Below are 17,350 nucleotides of genomic sequence, written 5' to 3' on the forward strand. Positions count from 1 at the left end.
ACTCGACCAGACCGTCGGACCCGTCCGGTGACCCCGGGAGGACGACCGTCATCGGCCGTCTTCCCGGTCCCCGTTCTCCCGATCTCGCTTCCATGACCACACTCAACCAGCCGCCACCGACAGAACTGGGCGGTCCACAGAAGTGCCACAAATCCCGGGAGATGCCGGAACCGATCGCCCGGTCTACCGGTGCGCCGCGGGCAGGCCCAGCTCGTCCTCGAGCGTCCGCGGCCGGCAGCACACCGCGCCGCCGACCGCCACGATCACCAGGCCACCGCACAGCAACAGCACCGGCACCAGCCAGCCGCCGGTCGCCTCGTGGACGATGCCGACGAACAACGGGCCGAGGGATGCGAACGCGTAGCCCAGGCCCTGGGCGAACCCGGAGAGCGCCTGGGCACCGCGGTAGGTGCGGGTACGCAGATTGATCAGCACCAGCGCCAACGGGAAGCTCGCCTGGCCCACCCCCATCAGGCACACCCACCACCAGACCGTCGACGCCGACGCCCCGAGCAGCCCGAGATAACCGGCGGCGTAGGTCACTACCCCGATCAGACACAACGGGAACGGGTTGCGCATCCGCGCGGCCAGCACGGGCACGATCAGGCTCAGCGGCATGCCGATGAACGCGAACAGGGAGAGCATCGCTCCACCCCCGGCCCGGTCCAGGCCGGCGTCCTGCACGATCTGCGGCAGCCAGGTGAACATCGAGAACGTGTTGAACGACGTGAAGCCCATCATCGCCACCAGCCCCCAGGCGAGCGGGGAGCGCCAGGGTTTGACGACGGTTGCCGGCGCGCGGGACACGGGTTGTTCGACGCCGGCCTGTTCGACGACGCGCTGCTCGACGGCGGGCAGCTCACCCGTCGGTATCTGGGCGTCCGGAGCGCGCACGACGGCGACGTCAGGGCCGGCGCCGCGACCGCGCGCCAGGGCCAACCACGGCACCGCCGCCACGAGACACGCGATGGCCCACGCGCCGGTGGAGATGCGCCAGTCGGTGGCCTCCGCGAGCGGCACCGCCACGAGCGGCGGCACGGCGGTACTGAGCGCCAGGATCGTCACGTAGAGGGCGGTGACCAGGCCGATCGCGTCCGGGAAGTACTTCTTCACCAGGGGCGGCAGCAGCACGTTGCCGACGCCGAGGCCCGCGACCGCCAGCACGGACAGCGTGAGGAAGACGGTGGTGCCGGAGGTGAGGGCGCGGCCGACCTGGCCGATGATGGAGACCACCATGGCGAGCACCGCGAGCCACTCCCCGCTGATCCGGCGGAGCAGGACCGGGGTCAGGGCACCGAAGACGGCGAACGCGACCGGGGGCAGCATCCCGAGCAGGCCCGTGGTGGTGGCGTTCAACGGCACGTCGCGGGTGATGGTGCCGATCAGCGGGGTGACGTCGGTGACGGCGACGCGGAGGGTGAACGCCAGCAGCATGATCCCGACCAGGGCCAGCCAGCGGCCCTGCCAACGCGTCAACTCCACCCTGCGAGGTTATCGGCCGGCCACCGCCCTCCCCGCCGCCCAACGGCGTGATGCCGCCCACCATCCGGATTGGGCGCCCGACCCGCTTCGCTGGTAGTCTCAAGGACGCACCAGCCCGCGTAGCTCAGTGGATAGAGCGTCTGCCTCCGGAGCAGAAGGTCGTAGGTTCGAATCCTGTCGCGGGCACCGTCGTGAGCGATGTCGTGGTCCGACCGAGGACCACGACATCGCTCTTTTCGTGACGGCACGCTCGACGCCAACCCCCGGGAGTGCGCGATGACGGAGAAGGTCGACCTGAAGAAGACGCTCGAGGGCTATCGGGCGCCCCGGGGCCGCTTCCGCGAGCTGGACGTGCCGACGTCGCGCTACCTCGCGGTCGACGGGCACGGCGACCCCAACACCTCCCCCGCCTTCACCCGCGCCGTCGAGACCCTCTACCCGGTGGCGTACCGGCTGAAGTTCGCGAGCAGGAACGACCTCGGCCGGGACTACGTCGTCCCGCCGCTGGAGGGCCTGTGGTGGGCGCAAGGCATGGATGCCTACACCAGCGCCCGCGACAAGACGCGCTGGGACTAGACCCTGATGCTGCTGGTGCCCGACTGGATCGACGAGGCGCTGGCCGTTTCGGTGCTGGATGAGGCCGGGCGACCACCGTCGGGTACCGTGCTGCGGGTCGAGACCCTCGCCGAGGGACGCTGCGTGCAGACCCTGCACGTCGGCGCGCACGACGACAAGGCGGACGTGCTCACCCGGCTGCACCGCGAGTACCTGCCCGAACACGGGCTGAGGCCGACCGGCCACCACCACGAGATCTACCTGAGCGACGCGCGGCGGGTGGCGCCCGAGAAGCGGCGCACCATCCTGCGGCAGCCGGTCCGGCCTGTCTGAGACCGACGCAGGCGCCGCCGACGACGGCGCGACCCCGGTTCCGGCCGCCGTGACAGGATCGGGTGCATGAGCGTCTTCACCCTCGGCACCCTGCACGCCGTACCCGCCACCGACCGTCCCGACCTGCTGGGCGAGCCCGTCCGCGCCGCGCTGACCGAACTCGGCTGGCTGGACTCCGTCGGCGTCGTCGAGATCGACCCGGAGCTGTCCGACACCGCCGCCACCGAGCAGGCCTACGGTCTCGACACGCAGACGCTCGTCAACTGTGTCGTCGTGGCCGGACGGCGGGAAGGCGTCGAGAAGGTGGCCGCGTGCGCGGTGCCCGCGACCACCCGCGCCGACGTGAACAACACGGTCAAGCGACGCCTGGACGTGCGCAAGGCCTCCTTCCTCGCCCGGGAGGACGCCGTCGAGCGCACCGGCATGGAATTCGGCGGGATCTCACCCATCGGGCTGCCGGCCGACTGGCCAGTGCTCGTCGACGCCAGCGTGCCGGGCCTGCCCGTGATCTGCATCGGCTCGGGTGTGCGCGCGTCGAAGCTGCTGTTGCCCGGTGCCACGCTGGCGGAGCTGCCGAACGCCACCGTGGTCGAGGACCTCGGCCGCTGACCACACGCAGGCTGACACCCCCCGGCGTCCGGCGGGGCCGTAGTTGCCAGCAGCCGAGAAGCGGCTGCGGACGGAATCCGTCCGCAGTGCGCGCCTAGGCTGAGAGGCATGGCCACCTTCCGTAAAGACCGATCCGGGGCGCCGCGCGGATTCTTCGCCTGTGAGGCCGCGGGCCTGCGTTGGTTGGCGTCTGCCGGCGGAGCCCCGGCGGTGACGGTGCTCGAGGTCGACGAGGACCACCTGCTGCTGGACCGGTTGGACCAGGTCGCCCCGACCCCGGAGGCGGCCGAGGCGTTCGGCCGGGCCCTCGCGGTCACGCACGACGCCGGCGCCGATGCGTTCGGCGCCCCGCCGGCCGGATGGGACGGGGACGGCTTCTTCGGCCCGCTGGAGGACCCGCTGCCGATGCCGGCCGCGGCCGAACCGACCTGGGGCGCCTTCTACGCGCGAGCCCGGCTCGGCCCGCTGCTGGACCTGCCCCGCGCGAGGCACGCCTTCAGCCCGCGCACCCGCGCCGCGATCGGTGACGTCATCGACCGGCTGCTCGCCGGTGACTTCGACGACGGTGACTTCGACGACGGTGACCTGGACGACGACGAAGCCCCCGCCCGGCTGCACGGCGACCTGTGGAACGGCAACGTCATGTGGACCCCCGACGGCGCCACCCTGATCGACCCGGCTGCCCACGGCGGCCACCGGGAGACCGACCTGGCGTTCCTCGCCCTGTTCGGCAGCCCGTTCCTGGACCGCGTGCTCGCCGGCTACCAGCAGGCCCACCCGCTGCGACCGGGCTGGCAGGACCGGGTCCCCCTGCACCAGCTCTACCCGCTGATGCTCCACGCCATCCTGTTCGACCCGCCCGAGCACGGCGGCTACCACGGAGGCTACGCGCAGCAGACCGACCGGGCCGCGCGGGCAGCCCTGTCGCTGCGGTGAACGATCCGCGTTCCGCCGGGGTGCGCGATGACGTGATCGCCCGGTTGCGCGCGGCCGGCTGCGTGTTCGCCGAGGAGGAGGCCGACCTGCTGCTCGCCGCCACCGGAGACGAAGCGGCCCGCGAGGACCTGGTGCGGCGGCGCGTGGCCGGCGATCCGCTCGAGTACCTGCTGGGCTGGGCCGCGTTCGACGACGTGCGGGTGCACGTCCGCGCCGGCGTCTTCGTCCCCCGCCGTCGGACCCTGCTGCTGGCCCGGCTCGCCGCCGACACGCTCGGTGCCACCGGCCCGGCAACCGTGCTCGAGCTGTGCTGCGGCGCGGCCGCCGTCACCGCCTGGCTGGCCCGGCACGTGGCTGCCGACACGCGCGGTGACACCGGCGAGAGACGCATCCGGCTGATCGCCGCGGACATCGACCCGGACGCCGTCGCGTGCGCCCGCCGCAACGCCCCGGACGCACTGGTGCTGGCCGGTGACCTGTTCGACCCGTTGCCGCCGGACCTGGCCGGCACCGTCGACGTCGTCGTCGCCAACGCCCCCTACGTGCCGACCGACGCGATCGGGTCGATGCCGTCCGAGGCCCGCGACCACGAGCACCGGGTGGCGCTCGACGGCGGGCCGGACGGGCTGGACGTGCAGCGTCGGATCGCCGCCGACGTCGGACGCTGGCTCGCCCCCGGCGGCACCGTGATCGTGGAGACCAGCGCCGGACAGGCCACGACGAGCGCCCGGCTGTTCGCGGACGCGGGTCTGGCCACCCGGATCGTGCGGGACGAGCAGACGGACGGCACCGTCGTCGTCGCCCGCCGCGAGCCCGGAGCCGCCGCCGAGCGCGCCTAGACTGGGTCACCGTGCCGGCTACCATCAGCTATCCCCCCGCGCTGCCCGTCAGCGCGCGGCGCGAGGACATCATGGCCACGGTCGCCGGAAACCAGGTGACGATCATCGCCGGGGAGACCGGGTCCGGCAAGACCACCCAGATCCCCAAGATGTGCCTCGAACTCGGCCTCGGCGAGCGCGGCCTCATCGCGCACACCCAGCCACGCCGGCTCGCCGCCCGCACCGTGGCGGAGCGGATCGCCGAGGAGCTCGGCGAGAGCATCGGGGAGACCGTCGGCTACCAGGTGAGATTCACCTCGGTCACCGGCCCGAACAGCCGGATCCGGCTGATGACGGACGGCATCCTGCTCGCCCAGATCCGCAGCGACCCGAAGCTGCGCCGCTACAGCGTCATCATCATCGACGAGGCCCACGAGCGCAGCCTGAACATCGACTTCCTGCTCGGCTACCTCAAGCGGCTGCTGCCCACCCGGCCGGACCTGAAGGTCATCATCACCTCGGCCACCATCGACCCGGAGCGCTTCGCCGCGCACTTCGCGCTGCCGCCGGCCCCGCGCGACGGCGACAGCAACGGAGAGCCCGAGCCGGCGCCGATCCTCGAGGTCTCCGGCCGCACCTACCCGGTCGAGATCCGCTACCGGCCGCTGACCGAGCCGGCCGAGGAGGACGACGACGGCGACGGCGGCGACGGCGACACCAGCCCCCAGCAGGAGGGCCGGGACCCCCTGGACGCCGTCTGCGACGCGGTCGACGAACTCTCCCGCGAGGCGCCCGGCGACATCCTCATCTTCTTCTCCGGGGAGCGGGAGATCCGCGACGCGGCCGAGGCCCTGCGCGCCCGGCTGCCCGGCAACCGGCGGCTCGCGGACGCCGAGGTGCTGCCCCTGTTCGGCCGGCTGTCCCTGGCCGAGCAGCACCGGGTGTTCACGCCGGGACCCCGGCGACGGATCGTGCTCGCCACGAACGTGGCCGAGACGTCGCTGACCGTGCCCGGCATCCGGTACGTGATCGACCCCGGCACCGCGCGTATCTCCCGGTACAGCGTCCGCACCAAGGTGCAGCGGCTCCCGATCGAGCGGATCTCCCAGGCGTCGGCGAACCAGCGGGCGGGCCGGTGCGGCCGCGTCGCGGACGGCATCTGCATCCGGCTGTACTCGGAGGAGGACTTCGAGGGCCGCCGCGAGTTCACCGACCCGGAGATCCTGCGCACCAACCTGGCCGCCGTCATCCTGCAGATGGCCGCCATGGGCATCGCCGAGGGCCCGCGCGAGGTCGCCGCGTTTCCGTTCGTCGAGCCCCCGGCCGAGCGGGCGATCAACGACGGCGTCACCCTGCTCCGGGAACTCGGGGCGCTCGCACCCGCGCGCGGCTCCGCCGCGAAGCCCGCGCGCGGCTCCGGGCTGACCGAGGTCGGCCGGCAGCTCGCCCAGCTGCCCGTCGATCCGCGGCTGGGCCGGATGATCGTCGAGGCCTCGAAGCGCGGGTGCGCCAAGGAGGTGATGATCCTCGCCGCGGCGATGACCATCCAGGACCCCCGCGAGCGGCCCACGGACAAGGAGGCACAGGCGAAACAGCAGCACGCCCGGTTCGTGGACCCCACCAGCGACTTCACCGGCTTCCTGCTGCTGTGGAACCACCTCCAGGCCAAGCAGCGAGAACTCTCCGGCACCGCGTTCCGCCGGCTGTGCCGGGCCGAGTACCTCAATTACCTGCGGATCCGGGAGTGGCAGGACCTGTTCGCCCAGCTACGGCAACTCGCCAAGCCGCTCGGCATCACCCTGGCCCCGGGCCGCGACGTCGACGCCGTCGCCGGGCACGACGCCATTCACCAGTCGCTGCTGGCCGGGCTGCTCAGCCAGGTGGGGCTGTGGGACGAGCGCAAACGCGAGTACACCGGCGCCCGCGGCACCCGGTTCGCGATCTTCCCCGGTTCCGCCCTGTTCCGGAAGAACCCGGACTGGGTGATGAGCGCGGAACTGGTCGAGACGTCCCGGCTGTGGGCCCGGGTCAACGCCCGGATCGACCCGCGGTGGGTGGAGGGCCTCGCCCCGCACCTGATCAAGCGCAGCTACTCGGAGCCGCACTGGTCGTCGAAGAACGCCGCCGTGATGGCGTGGGAGAAGGTCACCCTGTACGGGCTGCCGATCGTCGCGCGCCGGCAGGTGAACTACGGCCGGATCGATCCGGAGTTCTCCCGGGAGCTGTTCATCCGGCACGCCCTGGTGGAGGGCGACTGGCGCACCCACCACCCGTTCTTCCGCCGCAACCGGGCGCTGCTGGACTCGGTCGAGGATCTGCAGACCCGGATGCGGCGCCGGGACCTGCGGGTCGACGACGAGACGCTCGTCGACTTCTACGACGCGCGGCTGCCGGCCTCCGTCGTCTCCGGCCGGCATTTCGACGCCTGGTGGAAGCAGGAGAAGCACGAGCACCCCGACCTGCTCGACTTCGACCGGGGCCTCGTGCTGACCGCCACCGAGGACCTGGACACCGACGCCTTCCCCACCGTGTGGCGGCAGCAGGGCCACGAACTGCCCCTGAGCTACGCCTACGACCCCGCCGCCGAGCGCACCCGCGAGCTCACCGCCGAGGACGGCGTCAGCGTCCGGGTGCCGGTCCTGTTCCTGCAGCAGCTCGACCCGGGCCCGTTCGCCTGGCAGATCCCGGGCCTGCGGGTCGAGCTGGTGACGGCGCTGATCCGCTCCCTGCCCAAGGCCGTGCGCAAGAACGTCGTTCCCGCCCCGGACGTCGCCCGTGCCGCCGTGGCCGCGTTGACCGCCGACGTCGACCCGGCGTCCGACGACCTGCTGCCCTCGCTCGCCCTCGTGCTGCGCCGGCTGCGCGGCGTCGTCGTCGACCCCGCCCTGTTCGACGTCGACGCGATCCCGGCGCATCTGCGGCTCCGGTTCGTCGTCGTGGGCCAGAACGGCCGGGTGCTCGGCGAGGACACCTCCCTGGAGCGCCTGCAGGCGGGGCTGGCGGACGCGTCCCGGCAGGCCGTCGCGGCCACCCTCGGCGGTCAGAAGCCCGGTTCCGGTCGCGGCCGCGGCGGCACCTCCCCCGCACCGGTCTCCCCCGGTGCGGCTCCCGCCTTCGCCGAGCCCGCTTTCGCCGAGTACACCGGCCTGACGGCGTGGCCCGGTGAGACCATCGACCGGGAGGTCTCGACGACGGTCGCCGGGCACGCCGTCACCGGGTATCCTGCGCTGGTCGACGACGGCAGCAGTGTCGCGCTGCGGGCGTTGACCGAGGCGGACGAGGCGGTGCAGGCGCACCGCCGCGGCGTGATCCGGCTGCTGGCCCTGCGCGTGCCCTCCCCGCAGCGGTACGTGCTGGATCACCTGTCCAACCGGGAGAAGCTGACCTTCACGCAGAACCCGCACGGGTCGGTGGCGTCCCTGATCGAGGACTGCACCCTCGCGGCCGTCGACCGACTGGTGCCCGCGGACCCGCCGTGGACCCGCGCCGCCTTCGACGCGCTGTACGAGCAGGTCCGCGCCGAGTTGATCGACACGGTCTTCGCCGTCACCGCGCTCGTCGAGCGGGTGCTCGCCGAGGCGGCACAGATCCGGCGCTCGTTGAAGGGGACGACGTCGCTGGCGCTGGTGGGCGCCCTGAACGACGTCAAGGCTCAGCTGGACCACCTGGTGTATCCGGGCTTCGTCGCGGCGACGGGTTGGGCACAGTTGCAGCACTACCCGCGGTACCTCACGGCGATCAGCCGGCGGCTGGAGAAGCTGCCCACGACCGTGCAGCGGGACGGCCTGAGGATGGCGGTGGTGCAGGGCCTGGAGGACGATCTCGACGCCGCGGTCGCGGCCCTGGTACCCGGGGCCAGGCCGTCAGCGGCGCTCACTCACGTGCGCTGGATGATCGAGGAGCTGCGGGTCAGCCTGTTCGCCGTCGAGCTCGGCACCGCTTACTCCGTGTCCGAGAAACGCGTCCGGACCGCGCTGAAGGCGGCCACCAGCGGCTGAGGGCCGGGGGGCGGGACGGTGCTCTGCTCGTGCGCCGAGTGGACGGAAAACGCGCCCATGCCGCACAAATGACACCATCGTCCGCACACTCGTCGCCTGACCCCGACGGTGTCGCCGGCAGTTCAGTCCGCCGGGACGGTCGCCTCGTGGCCGGCTGCCCGGAGGGCGGCGCGCAGGGCCCGGCCGTTGGCGGCCAGCCGGTCCCGGTCGGGGTCCTTCGCGGCGTTGGCGAAGTCGAACTGCGCCTCGGACGTCGCCGGGAAGACGTGCACGTGCGTGTGCGGGACCTCGAAGCCGGCGACGATGACGCCGATCCGGTCGCCGTCGAACGCCTGCAGCTGCGCCTTGCCCACGAGCTGCGCGACCTCCATGACGTGCGCCAGCAGGTCCGCGGGCAGGTCGGTCCAGGCGTCCACCTCCGCCCGCGGGACGACCAGCGCATGCCCGTCGGCGAGCGGGCCGATGGAGAGGAAGACGACGACGGCGTCATCCTTCCAGACGAAGTCGCCCGGGACCCGCCCATCGATGATCCGGGTGAACAGGGTCGGCTCACCCTTCTCGGCGGGCTGGCCGCTCGCGGTGAGCCGGGTGCCGGGTTGCGGGGGCTTGGGTCGTCCGAAGGTCATACCGGCACGCTACCGGCGCCCGGCCGACCGGCGCCACGGGGCGCGAGCGCACTCCCCGGTGAGTCAGCCGAAGGATTCCGGCTCGGCGCCGTCGGTGGCCGCCGGGGGGTCCGTCGCCGCGTACCGGGCACTGAGCGCGCCGGGGATGTGCCCGGCCTTCGGGTCGATCGGCTCCGTCTCGTCGCGGTAGTGGTCGAACCCGTGGGGGTCACCGAGCTTCGACCGCACGTCCAGGAGCACGACGCGCCGGCCGGCGGCGCGCGGCGCCGCCAGCGCGTCAGCCAGGCCGGCCGCGGAGATCAGGTTCGCGCTCACAACCACCCCCGTCGCCGGAACTGCCACCACAGTGCCCCCGAACAACCCACGATCAACAGCAGCGACGCGACCGTGCCCCACCCGGCGCCGTACCCGGGGAAGGGCACATTCATGCCGTAGAAGCCCGTGATCAGGGTCGGCACCGCGATGATCGCGGCCCAGCTGGTGACCTTCTTCATCACGACGTTGAGGGTGTTGCCCTGGATGGTCAGGTGGGTCTGCAGCACCGAAGTGGCCATGTCCCGGGCGGACTCGGTCCAGTCGATCGCCCGCAGCACGTGGTCGTTGACGTCCTGGAGATAGGCGGCGAGCTCGATCAGAGCCTGCCGCCGCTGTTCGTCGGCGGTCGGTGCGTCGGCGCTCTCCTCCCCGCCCCGACCGGCCGCGTCCTCGTGCACATGCCGGAGCAAGGTGGCAGTCACCTCGCGCATCGGCACCAGCACCCGACGCAGCCGGACCAGCGTCTTGTGCAGCTCGAAACCGTCACGCTGCAGACCGGTCCGCACCGATCCGTCGTCCTCGGCGAACAGGTCGTCGCCCAGTCCGTCCGCCGCCTCGTCCAGCCGCTCCGCGGCAGTCAGCTGACCGTCGACCAGGCTGTCGATCAGCGCGTGCACCAGGCGCCAGACCCCGGTACCGGCCAGGTCCTCCGCCTCGTCGGCGCGGTCGAGCACGTCGCCCGCGTCGAATCCCTCGTCCTCGGCCAGCACGATCAGGACGTTGCGCCGGATCACCGCGGAGACCTCCGTCAACGCCAGCCCGGGGGTCCGACCAGCACGCTCGTCGACCCGCACCGCGTAGGCGTTGAGGAAGAGGTGGTCGGCGTAGTGCTCCAGCTTGGGGCGCTGGTGCTCGGTGACGACGTCCTCGACGGCCAGCTGATGCACCTCGAGGGCGGGCAGCAGCGCCCCGACCTCCTCGGTGCGGCCCGCCGGCAGGCAGATCCACAGGCAGACGGCCCGATCCCGGGACAGCTCGGCAATACCGTCGACGTCGAGGCGGCGGTCCTCGTGCCGGCCGTCCCGGAACACCCGCACCGGCAGCATCGGCTCAGACCTCGACGCGCTGACCGGGATCCAGGTGCTCGACCGCGACCCCGTGGGCCCCGGCATGGGTGCGCAGATGGCTCTCGGCCATGGTGCGGCCCGTCTCGGTGAGCAGCGCGTCGTGGATCGGGAACGCTCGCGGGGCCCGGACGGCGATGGCGAAATCGATCACCTCCGCGGTCTTCGACCACGGCGCGTGCAGGGGAACGAGCAGCGTCCGCACGGCGACGCCGTCCGGGACGATGAAACTGTCCCCCGGGTGGTACACGTTCTCGTCGATGACGTAGCCGAGGTTGGCGACCATCGGGATGCGCGGGTGGATCAGGGCGTGCTGACCGCCGACCGTGCGCACCGAGAAGCCGGCCACGGTGACCGTGGTGCCGGAGTCGGCGGTGACGATCCTGCCCCGGACCGCCGGGTCGGCGTCGGCCCGCAGGGTCGCCGCGACGGATTCGGGCGCGTGCACGGTCAGGTTCGGCGCGGCGGTCAGCGCGGCGAGCAGCTGCTCCGGGACGACGTGGTCGGGGTGCTCGTGGGTGATCAGGACGGCATCGGCTCCCTCGAGCGCGGTATCCACCTCGGAGAACGAGCCCGGATCGATCACCAGTACCGCGCCGTGGTCCTCGATCCGGACGCAGGAATGGGTGTATTTCGTCAGCTGCATGGCCCCAGCGTAGTCAGCGCCGGGGCCGGGACGCCGAGAGGCAGCAGGAATCCCGCTGCTAGGCTCGTCGGAGCAGTTCCCCGCCGCAGGAGGCATTCACCCGTGTCGAGCCGATCGTCATCACCGGCCGCGGCTTCCTCGGCCCCGCGGGCCCCCGAGCGGAACACCCGGCAGCGCAGCGCGGTCTCGCGCGCCCTGGACGACCTGGACGACTTCGTCAGCACCCAGGAGTTGCACCGCATCCTGACCGATGCCGGCGAACGGGTCTCGCTGGCGACCACGTACCGAGTGCTGCAGGCCATGGCCGACGACGGCCGGGTGGACGTGCTGCGCGGCGCAGACGGGGAAGCCGTGTACCGGCGCTGCGAGGCGCCCGGGCACCATCACCACCTGGTCTGCCGCGTCTGCGGGAAAGCCGTCGAGGTGCAGGCGCCGGCGATCGAGGCGTGGGCCGAGCGGGTCGCCGTCGAGCACGGGTTCACGGACGTGGAGCATACGGTCGAGGTGTACGGGCTCTGCCCGCGCTGCTCGACCGCCCGCTCCGCACCGTCCGGCCGCCCCGGCGCTCCCGTGCCGCCCCCGTCACCCGGCAGATCAGGTAGATGAGGAACGAGGTCGTCGTCACGTAGGGGCTGATCGGGATCGACCCGCCGAGGGCGAGCAGGATTCCGCCGACCGCGGCGGTCACGCCGAACCCGACGCTGAGCGCGGCCACCAGCCACGGTGTCGACGTCACCCGCAGGGCCGCGGCCGCGGGCGTGATCAACAGGGAGAGCACCAGCAGGGCCCCTACCACCTGGATGGACAGCGCCACCGCCAGGCCGAGCAGCACCATGAACGCGACGGACAGCGCACCGACGGGCAGCCCGCGTGCGGCGGCCATGTCCGGGTCCGCGCTGGCGAAGACGAGGGGACGCCACAGCACGGCCAGGCCGAGCAGCACGATCGCGGCGACGATCACCAGCCACTGCAGCTGTACCTCGTCGACCGCGACGATCTGACCGGTCAGCAGCCCGAACTTGTTGGCGGACCGTCCCTGGTAGAGGGACAGGAACAGGATGCCCAGGCCCAGTCCGAAGGGCATCAGCACCCCGATGGTGGAATTGCGATCCCGCGCGCGCACACCCATCACCCCGAGCACGACCGCGGCGGACACCGAGCCGACGAGGGAGCCGGCCACGACGTCGACCCCGATCAGCAGGGCGAAGGCCGCGCCCGCGAACGAGAGTTCCGCGATGCCGTGGACGGCGAAAGCGAGGTCACGCATCATCACCAGCACACCGATCAGACCACCGACCAACCCGAGCACCGCGGCGGCGACGAGGGACGTGGTGACCAGGGGCAACAGCTCCCCGTAGTCGGCGAAGTTGATGATCGAGCCCCACACGGCGTCGGCGTCCACGTCAGTGCCCCTCTCCGGTGTCGCTGTGGTCGTGATGGTGGTGGGTGGTGGCGTCCGGCAGGCCGACGACGACGAGTCGACCGCCGGTTTCGAACACCTCGACCCGGGACCCGTACATGTCCGAGAGCACCTCGGTGCGCAGCACCTCGTCCGGGGTGCCCAGCCGGAACCGGCCGCCGACCAGGTACAGCACCCGGTCCACGTGCTCGAGTATCGGGTTGATCTCGTGGGTGACGACGACGACGGCGGTGCCGTGCTCGGTCCGCTGCCGGTCGATCAGGTCGGCGACCGCCTGCTGGTGCTTCAGATCCAGGGACAGCAGGGGCTCGTCGCACAGCAGCAGCCGGGGCCGGGTGGCGAGGGCCTGCGCCACCCGCAACCGCTGCTGTTCACCACCGGAGAGTGCGCCGACGGGGGCGTCGGCGTAGTCGCGGGCACCGACCCGGTCCAGCAGCTCGTCGACCAGCCGGGCGTGCTCCCGCCGGTGCCGGCGCGGGCCGAGCCGGGTGCCATCCAGCCCGAGCCCGACGAGATCGCGGGCCCGCAGCGGGGTGTAGGGGGCGAAGGGGCGCTGCTGCGGGATGTAGCCCGTCCGGGCGGCGGCGCGGCCCGGGTCCCGACCGTCCACGGTGACGCTGCCCGCGTCGAGGCGTTGCAGGCCGAGCAGCGTCCGCAGCAGGGTGGTCTTGCCCGAGCCGTTGGGGCCGAGCACGGCCAGGAACTCACCGGGCTCGACGGTCACGTCCAGACCGTCGAGGACGCGCCGGCCGCCGAACGCGACGGTGGCGCCGGCGAGGCGTGCAGCCGGATTCACCGCGATGCCCGCAGCGCCGACTCGACGGCGGAGACGTTCGCGGACATCCAGTCGGCGTAGCGGGTGCCCACCGGCAGAGTCTCGGCGAAATCGACCACCGGCACCCCGGCGTCGGCCGCGGCGGACGCCAGGGACCGCGTCTGGGCGGTCTCCGTCTGCGGGTTGTACGCGAGGAAGGCGACCCGCCGCTGCGCCAGCAGGTCGCGCACGCTCTTCAGGTCGGCCGGGGAGACGCTCCCCCCGGCCTCGACGGCGTGGGCGAACGACGGCGGCGTCACGTCGCGCAGTCCGGCATCGGCGAGCAGGTAGAGCGGCACCGGTTCGGTGACGACGACGTCACGGCCCGTACCGTCCGCCGGGGCGGTGTTCTTCAGCGTCGCGAGACGGCGCTCGAGGGCCGAGAGCTTGCCCGTCAGGGCGGACGCGTTCGCGGCGAACGCCTGCGCGTCGGCCGGGCGCCGGGCGGCAAGCTCGTCCTTGATGACCGGGACCAGCGCGACCATCGCGGCCAGGCTGTACCAGACGTGTTCGTTCGCCGGGCGCCCGGATACGGCTACGGCGTCGATCACCGCCCCACCGACGCGGTCCGCCTGGATCAGGGCCGACATGAACGGGTCGTATCCGCCGCCGTTGACGATCACGAGGTCCGCCTTCGAGACGTTCAGCCGGTCCCGCACCGTCGCCTCGTACGCGTGCGGGTCCTGATCCGGCCGGCTGATCAAAGGGGTGGCATCCACGGCGTCCCCGCCGACGGCCGCGGCGATGTCCACGTACACGTTGGTGGAGGCCACGACGCGGAGGCGCCCGTCCGCGGCGGCGTTGCGACCCGTTGCGCGGCTACCACCGTCCTCGCTGCACGCGGCCAGCGGGAGCACCAGCACGGTGGCGAGGAGGGCGGCGATCGAACGGAAGGCACGGGGCACGGAAGACCTCGGTGGACGACGTGAGCAGATGACAACGATTCGCAGGAAGCGACACCGTCATCGTAACCCCTGTCGCGAACGATTCGCATCTGCGCGTCGGCGGGTACCGAAAGGTCATCCCAGCCGGCGGGAGTCCTGGCTCTGGCTCGCGTCCCGGATCTCGCCGACGAGCTGCTCGATGATGTCCTCGAGGAACAGGACACCGAGCGTCCGTCCGCTGCCGTCGATCACGCGCGCCAGGTGCGAGCCGGTGCGCTGCATCAGCGCCAGCGCGTCCTCCACCTCCTCGTCCGGGGCGAGGTTGACCAGGGTCCGCACCCGCGACTCGGGGATCGGCCGCTGGTGAGCGGCCGGGTCGATGCCGAGCACGTCCTTCAGATGCAGATAGCCGGTCAGGTTGCCCGTATCGTCGACGAACACGAACCGGGAGAACCCGGTCCGGCTCACGGTGCGCTCGAACTCCTCCGGCGTCGCCCCGACCCCGATGGTGACGAGGTCGTCGACCGGGACCATGGTGTCCCGGGCCAGGTGATCGGAGAACTCGAGGGCGCCGGAGATGATCCCGGCGTCGTCGTCGACCAGACCGGTGCGGGTGGACTCCTCCACGATGGAGGACAACTCGTCGAGCGTGAACGTGGAGGTGACCTCGTCCTTGGGTTCGACGCGGAGCAGCCGGACGATGTGGTTGGCGGTCCAGTTCAGCGCCTCGATGACGGGTTTGACCAAGCGGCCGACGAACACCAGCGGTGGGGCCAGCACCAGGGCCGCTCGGTCCGCGACGGAGACGGAGATGTTCTTCGGCACCATCTCACCCAGCGTCACGTGCAGGAACGTGACGATCAGCAGCGCGGCGCTGAAACCGATCACGACGGCGACGTCGTACGAGAGGCCCACGGATTCGAGCGGACCCGCGATCAGGTGTTCGATCGACGGCTCGGCGACCTGCAGGATCAGCAGGGAAGATACGGTGATGCCCAGCTGGGCGCAGGCGAGCATGAGCGAGACGTTCTCCATCGCCCACAGCGTGGTTCGCGCTCGCCGGTGCCCGGTCTGGGCCAGTGGTTCGATCTGGCTGCGCCGGGCGGACATGATCGCGAACTCGGCGCCCACGAAGAAGGCGTTGCTGATCAGCAGGATGACGAGCCAGACGATGCCCCACCAGTAGCTCATCGGACCTCCCCTCCCCTCTCGACGGCCGTGGCGCCGTGCGATCCACCGGCGGCAGGGGTGCCTTCTCCCGGGTCCGCGGGCCGGTCGGTGAACCGGATCCGGTCGATCCGGCGGCCGTCCATCCGTTCGACCGTCAAGGTGCCGGACCCCACGTCCACGGTGTCCCCGGCGACGGGGATGCGACCGAGCTCGGCCATCACGTACCCGCCGACCGTCTCGTACCCGGATTCGTCGGGCACCGTCAGGCCGGGGATCTGTTCACTGACCTCGTCCGGGCGCATCAGCCCGGGGAAGTACCAGTCCCCCGCCGCGCTCTGCAGCACGCCGGGCTTGACCCGGTCGTGCTCGTCGGAGACCTCGCCGACGATCTCCTCGACCAGGTCCTCCAGCGTGACGACGCCGGCGGTGCCCCCGTACTCGTCGAGCACGACGGCGAGCTGGAGGTTGCCGTCGCGCAGTTCAGCGAGCAGCGCATCCAGGTGCACGGTCTCGGGCACGCGCAGCACGTCGGTCATGATCGCGGCGGCGGGGATGTTGGCGCGCCGCTCCGCGGGCACCCCGATCGCCTTCTTCACGTGCACCACGCCGCGGATCTCGTCCACCGAGGATCCCAGCACGGGGAACCGGGAGTACCCGGTGCTGCGGGCGAGTTCGACGACGTCCGCGACCGGTGCCTCGTCGTCGACGGCGGCCATCCGGGGCCGCGGGGTCATCACGTCCGCCGCGGTCTGGCTCGCGAACCCGAGCGTGCGGGAGACGAAGGTCGCGGTGCCGGCGTCGAGCGTGCCGAGCTGGGCCGAGCGCTGCACCATCGAGGAGAGCTCCTCGGGCGAGCGGGCACCGGAGAGTTCCTCCTTGGCCTCGAGCCCGACCAGGTGCAGGACCCGGTTGGCGAAGCCGTTGAGCACCACGACGGCGGGCTTGACCACCGCGGTGAACATCAACTGGGGCCGGGCGAGCGCGCGGCCGAGCGGTAGGGCACGCGCGATGGCGAGGTTCTTCGGCACCAGTTCACCGAGCAGCATGGAGAACAGGGTGGCGATGATCATGGACGCGACCAGGGCGATGCCGTACTGCAGCGACGCGGGTACGCCCACGGCGCCCAACGGCCCCTCGAGCAGCACCGCGAGCGACGGCTCCATCACGTACCCGGTCAGCAGGGTGGTCAGGGTGATGCCGAGCTGGCAGCTGGACAACTGGGTCGACAGGCTCTTCAGACACTGCAGCAGCGCTTCGGCACCCCGCTCACCGGCGTCGACGGAACGCTGCACCTGGGGCTGGTCGAGCGCCACGAGCGAGAACTCGACGGCGACGAAGAATCCGGTGCCGAGGATGAGCAGGAAGCCGACGAGAAGGAGCAGCCATTCCATCAGGCATCAGCCCGCGTCGGCGCGTAGCAGGGAGCGGATGCGGTGCGGGGCGAGCCGGACCGCGAGGAGCGACTTCGCCCCGGGGCAGCGTCAGCTGCACCCGGCGATGTCCTCACGATTCTGCGCACACGGCGATGCGCGGCCGGCCCCCGTTGAGGGCGCTTCATGGGCCAAGAGTCTACCGGACGGGTGGACACCGGACACCGGCAGAAACTCGAAGGGTGCCATGACCGGCCCTCCCAGAACGTCCTCGATCGGTCTACCGTCGAATACGAGCGGGGATGAGAGC

Annotated in this window: 14 protein-coding genes, 1 tRNA gene and 2 pseudogenes; 7 read left to right on the forward strand and 10 right to left on the reverse strand. The window is 71.9% G+C overall.

What is annotated here, in order from left to right; translation table 11 throughout:
• Positions 1–183: 183 nt before the first annotated feature.
• Positions 184–1,482 carry an MFS transporter gene (locus BKD30_RS09340; protein ID WP_076704202.1) on the reverse strand — a complete coding sequence of 433 codons (1,299 nt, stop codon included), beginning with the start codon at positions 1,480–1,482 and terminating at the stop codon, positions 184–186.
• Positions 1,483–1,595: 113 nt separating this feature from the next.
• Between BKD30_RS09340 and BKD30_RS09345 the strand changes: the two genes are divergently transcribed.
• The 6 genes and pseudogenes from BKD30_RS09345 to hrpA all read left to right on the forward strand — a co-directional run bounded on the left by BKD30_RS09345 (position 1,596) and on the right by hrpA (position 8,731).
• Positions 1,596–1,668: transfer RNA gene (locus BKD30_RS09345), tRNA-Arg, on the forward strand.
• A 90-nt stretch (positions 1,669–1,758) separates the two neighbouring features.
• Positions 1,759–2,370 (forward strand): annotated as a pseudogene (locus BKD30_RS17095) (GyrI-like domain-containing protein).
• 66 nt (positions 2,371–2,436) lie between these two features.
• Entirely contained in the window at positions 2,437–2,979 is a 543-nt protein-coding gene (locus BKD30_RS09355; RefSeq protein ID WP_076704204.1) for a YbaK/EbsC family protein, read from the forward strand.
• Between the two features lie 108 nt (positions 2,980–3,087).
• On the forward strand, positions 3,088–3,915 hold the full coding sequence (locus BKD30_RS09360; protein ID WP_076704205.1) for a fructosamine kinase family protein: 828 nt from the start codon (positions 3,088–3,090) through the stop codon (positions 3,913–3,915).
• Complete coding sequence (locus BKD30_RS09365) at positions 3,912–4,754, forward strand: putative protein N(5)-glutamine methyltransferase (protein ID WP_173893084.1); 843 nt, start codon at positions 3,912–3,914, stop codon at positions 4,752–4,754. The genes BKD30_RS09360 and BKD30_RS09365 overlap by 4 nt, the downstream gene beginning before the upstream one ends.
• 11 nt (positions 4,755–4,765) lie before the next feature.
• Positions 4,766–8,731, forward strand: a complete 3,966-nt coding sequence (gene hrpA / locus BKD30_RS09370; RefSeq protein WP_076704207.1) for an ATP-dependent RNA helicase HrpA — start codon at positions 4,766–4,768, stop codon at positions 8,729–8,731.
• Between the two features lie 122 nt (positions 8,732–8,853).
• Here hrpA and BKD30_RS09375 read toward each other — a convergent pair whose 3' ends face one another.
• From BKD30_RS09375 to BKD30_RS09390, 4 genes are all read right to left on the reverse strand, one after another.
• Positions 8,854–9,357: an HIT family protein gene (locus BKD30_RS09375; protein ID WP_083956217.1), complete on the reverse strand. Its 504-nt coding sequence runs from the start codon at positions 9,355–9,357 to the stop codon at positions 8,854–8,856.
• Between the two features lie 63 nt (positions 9,358–9,420).
• Positions 9,421–9,672, reverse strand: coding sequence for a hypothetical protein (locus tag BKD30_RS09380; protein WP_076704208.1), 252 nt, complete (start codon positions 9,670–9,672; stop codon positions 9,421–9,423).
• Complete coding sequence (locus BKD30_RS09385; protein ID WP_083956219.1) at positions 9,669–10,718, reverse strand: magnesium transporter CorA family protein; 1,050 nt, start codon at positions 10,716–10,718, stop codon at positions 9,669–9,671. The genes BKD30_RS09380 and BKD30_RS09385 overlap by 4 nt, the downstream gene beginning before the upstream one ends.
• Positions 10,719–10,722: 4 nt before the next feature.
• A complete protein-coding gene (locus BKD30_RS09390; RefSeq protein WP_076704210.1) occupies positions 10,723–11,382 on the reverse strand; it encodes an MBL fold metallo-hydrolase in 660 nt (219 codons plus the stop codon).
• Positions 11,383–11,484: 102 nt separating this feature from the next.
• On the opposite strand from BKD30_RS09390, the pseudogene BKD30_RS09395 reads away from it, so the two are divergent.
• Positions 11,485–11,928, forward strand: a pseudogene (locus BKD30_RS09395) (Fur family transcriptional regulator); the annotation flags it as partial.
• Here BKD30_RS09395 and BKD30_RS09400 read toward each other — a convergent pair.
• The 5 genes from BKD30_RS09400 to BKD30_RS09420 form a co-directional block, all read right to left on the reverse strand.
• Positions 11,861–12,784: a metal ABC transporter permease gene (locus BKD30_RS09400; protein ID WP_076704213.1), complete on the reverse strand. Its 924-nt coding sequence runs from the start codon at positions 12,782–12,784 to the stop codon at positions 11,861–11,863. The pseudogene BKD30_RS09395 and the gene BKD30_RS09400 overlap by 68 nt on opposite strands.
• Position 12,785: 1 nt before the next feature.
• Positions 12,786–13,598, reverse strand: a complete 813-nt coding sequence (locus BKD30_RS09405) for a metal ABC transporter ATP-binding protein (RefSeq protein WP_076704215.1) — start codon at positions 13,596–13,598, stop codon at positions 12,786–12,788.
• Entirely contained in the window at positions 13,595–14,521 is a 927-nt protein-coding gene (locus BKD30_RS09410) for a metal ABC transporter solute-binding protein, Zn/Mn family (RefSeq protein WP_235861588.1), read from the reverse strand. The genes BKD30_RS09405 and BKD30_RS09410 overlap by 4 nt, the downstream gene beginning before the upstream one ends.
• 114 nt (positions 14,522–14,635) lie before the next feature.
• Positions 14,636–15,691: a hemolysin family protein gene (locus BKD30_RS09415; RefSeq protein WP_076704218.1), complete on the reverse strand. Its 1,056-nt coding sequence runs from the start codon at positions 15,689–15,691 to the stop codon at positions 14,636–14,638.
• Entirely contained in the window at positions 15,688–17,061 is a 1,374-nt protein-coding gene (locus BKD30_RS09420) for a hemolysin family protein (protein WP_076704219.1), read from the reverse strand. The genes BKD30_RS09415 and BKD30_RS09420 overlap by 4 nt, the downstream gene beginning before the upstream one ends.
• Positions 17,062–17,350 lie beyond the last annotated feature (289 nt).

It is taken from the genome of Tersicoccus phoenicis (assembly GCF_001968835.1).
Lineage (GTDB): Bacteria > Actinomycetota > Actinomycetes > Actinomycetales > Micrococcaceae > Tersicoccus > Tersicoccus phoenicis.